At 74.3% G+C, this 3,582-nt stretch carries 2 protein-coding genes; both read right to left on the reverse strand.

The annotated features are described in order from the left end of the window. On the reverse strand, nucleotides 1–1,753 hold a 1,753-nt coding region (locus tag ACKOQ4_RS12720; protein ID WP_526292348.1), incomplete at its 3' end, for a DUF2207 domain-containing protein. A 62-nt stretch (nucleotides 1,754–1,815) separates the two neighbouring features. Then, on the reverse strand, nucleotides 1,816–3,582 hold a 1,767-nt coding region (locus tag ACKOQ4_RS12725; protein ID WP_526292350.1), incomplete at its 5' end, for a primosomal protein N'.

Below are 3,582 nucleotides of genomic sequence, written 5' to 3' on the forward strand. Positions count from 1 at the left end.
GGCCGCCACCGCCGCCGGAGGACGAGGACTGGGAGGCGGTGTAGGCGCCGATGGACGACGACAGTGCCGAGTCGAAGCTGTCGGAATTAGCAGTCCCGGTCGACGAGGACCCCCAGCCGGTGTCCGATGAGGAGTGGTACCAGCCGGGCCGGGGTGGCGGCTGGCCGGTGGCGGCCTGGTACTTGGCCGCCCACGCCGCGGCCGCGCCACCGGCGACCGCGAACGGGATGTAGGCGGTGTAGAGGTCCTTGCGGGCCGAGAAGTCGAACCGCGACTCCGCCGAGTCGGTGGCCAGCATGCGATGAAATCCACCGGCCTCCGACCAGAGTTGGCGGCCCGCCGGCGTGCGCCGCATGCCCAGTCCGGGATGCCAGGCCGGAAGCGAGACCAGAAAGAACACCGCAAAAGGCAAGCCCCACAGCGTGATCGGGAAAAACCACCGGAAGAACCCGCCCATCGCGAGGATCAGGGCAGCGACGTTGAAGAACCGCAGCCACAGTTCGCCGCGGTGCCTGGCCACCAGACCGGAGTGCAGCGCCCACTGTTTGACGGCGGTCGACATGTCCTGCTTGGCGCGGCTGAGCCTCCCCCCCGCGCTGACGCTGCCGTTGGCATGGAAGATCTGCCCCGGGTAGGTCAGGCCCAGCGCCGCCCCGACCGCCACGCTGACCGGGTCGACCTGCGTCCAGCGGCCGGCCTCCGCCCCGCTCTGCACGGTCCACTTCCTGGGGCCGTCCTGACGCAGCGTGAGCAGGCCGCGGTCGGCCAGGTAGAACATCGTCGCCGTCAGGCCGTGGTCGGGAACCTCCTCGGTGCGGATGTACTCGCACTGCACCGGGCCGAGTCCCCTCGGCGGTGCGTACTGCAGCGGGAAGCCCGGTGCCGGCTCGACCGTCGTTCGCCACCACAGCAGCGCGCCCAGCCCGGCGGCGGCGGAGAGCCCGAGCAGCCAGGCCGCCACCGGCACCGAGCGACCCAGGATCGGATCCCAGCGCACCGACCAGGGCAGCGTCGCCCGCGGCGGGGTGGGCACGTCGGTGCCGGCGCGCAGCGTCACCGGAGTGCTCGGCGCCAGGTCGGCGGCGGACAGGCGCACCGTGTCTCCGTCGACGGTCAGGCCGTCGCAGGGCCGCCCCACACCGCGGCCCACCGAGCACTGGGCTCCCGGCACCCGGCCCGGCAGCCGGACCGTGACGTCGGCCCGGTCGATGCGGTTGCTCCAGCCCTGGGCGATGACGTTCCAGAAGAACACCGTGGGCGCCGACAGGTCGCCGACGGCGGCGGCGAAGCTGTTGCCCGCCCCGGTCGAGCCCGGGTCGAGCACACCGGCGATCCTGTAGCGGATCACGTAGACGTGGCTGCCCGGATCGACGTAGACGCCCGGATCGCCGATCTTGGCCACTTCGATGCGGCCGCCGGACCGAGACAGCAGTTCCACCGGGACCGGCCGGCCGTCCAGGGTGACCTCGGTGACCTCGGGTGTCTGCCGGACGTGGGAGTCGTTGGGGTTGCCGACGTCCCAGAACCGGAAGATGCCGTGCCTGCCGCTGGGGAAACGGGCGGTGACGGTCTCGGTGGCCGCCATGGTGCCGTCGGCGTCGACGGTGAAGTCGGCCTGCAACGTGGTGATCGTCACCGGATCCTCGACCGCGGCGCCGCCGGTGACGCCGGTGGTCAGCAACGGCCACAGCAGGCCGATCGTGGTGAGCAGCAGCCAGATCAGCCGTGCGACCGTACGGCCGAACGTGCGCATCGGGCCTCCCGGTGGGTGATGTTCTGAGCCTAGGGCGCACGGTCGGCCCGGGCACGCCCGGGCTAGCCGATGTGCAGCGGGTCGATCTGCACCCGCACCGCCTCGTGGTCCGCGCGGACGCTGTGCACGGCGGTGGCCGAGCGCAGCGCGCCCGCCAGCGCCAGTCCGTCGTCGCGGGGCACCCTGATCAGCATGCGGATGGCGGTCTCGTTCGGCGGGGTGGCAGGTGGGCGGCGGACCCCGGGCGGCAGGTCGACGGGACCGAGCACTTCGGCGCCCGCGGGCAGCGCGGCCTGGTCGATCAGCGCGGCCACGGCGCCGGTGCCGCCGTCCACCGCCGCCATGTGAACCGCCGGCGGCAGGCCGACCGCGACGCGACCGGCCAGTTCGGCTTCGGCGTGGGCCACCGGATCCCATTTGACGAGCGCCTGAACGGTCGGTATGACCGAGTCGGCGACCACGGCCACGACTCCGCCCTCGGCCCGGGAATGCACCAGGGCGGCGGCGGCCATCCAGCGGCGCAGGGTGTCCTCCGCGGCGCGCAGGTCCTGACGACCCAGCAGCGACCAACCGTCCAGCAGGAGCGCAGCCCCGTAGCCGGCCGGTGCCCGCGGCTCGGCCCCCGGGGTGGCCACGACGAGGGCCGGGCCGGGACCGATCTCGGGGTGGACGGCGTCACCGGCGGAGGTGATGACGGTCGTCCCGGGAAACGCACGGCCCAGTTCCTCGGCGGTGCGCCGGGTGCCGATCACCACCGCGCGCACGGAGTCCGCGCCGCAGCGGCGGCACCGCAGCGCGACGTCGATGCGGCCGCACCACCTGCACACCGCGCCGTCGGCGTCCCGGTCGGACAGCGACAGCGGGCCCATGCAATGCCGGCAGCGCGCGATGGTCCGGCAGCGGGCACACGCCACCGAGGGCACGTAGCCGCGACGCGGCACCTGCACCAGCACCGGTGCGCCACGTTCCAGAGCCGCCCGCGCGGCGCGCAGCGCCATCGACGGCAGCCGTGCGGTGCGTGCCGCCGGGTCGCGCTCCTCGGCGTGACCGCCGTCCTCAAGGGCCACGACGCGCGGTGCGCGGGCCCGCACCGCGGGCCGGGGCGCCACCAGGTCGTGAGCCCATCCACCGGTGACCAGGGCCTGGGCCTCGGCGGTCCGGGCGTAGCCGCCGATCAGGGCGGCACAGCGCACCTGGTGGGCCCGCAGCATCGCGACGTCGCGGGCGTGCGGGTAGGGCGCGCGCGGTTCGGCGAGGCTGTCGTCGCCGTCGTCCCACACCATCACCAGGCCGAGCCGGTCCAGCGGGGCGAAGACCGCGCTGCGGGTGCCGATCACCACTCTGGCCTGTCCGCGCAGCACCGACAGCCAGCGCCGGTAGCGAGCCGACGGACCCAGTCCGGCCGCGAGCGCGACGACCACGGATTCGTCGACGAGCGCGGTCATCGCCTGGCCCAGGGCGTCGACGTCGCGCTGGTCGGGAACGACGGCAAGCACGCCCTGGCCGGCACTGACCGCGGTGGCGGCCGCTTCGGCCAACCGGGCGCACCACTGCTCGCCGGGCAGTGCCTGCCACACCGCGCGCGCGGCCCGGCCGTCTCGCAACGCATCCAAGAATGACTCGCCGCGGCCGTAGCCGGCCCACCCGGCGGGGTCGACGGTTCCGACGACCGGCAGCAGCGGGGCGGTCCGCGCGGATTTCTCGGCGCCGGCGTGCCGCGGCGGGATGGCCAGCCGCAGCACGTCGGGCCGGGTTCCGGCGTAGCGGGCGGCGACCGCGTCGACCAGCCTCCGCACGTCGGCGGTGAGCACCGGCTCACCGGAGATGAC

The sequence above is a fragment of the Mycobacterium sp. genome (genome assembly GCF_046095365.1).
GTDB lineage: Bacteria > Actinomycetota > Actinomycetes > Mycobacteriales > Mycobacteriaceae > Mycobacterium.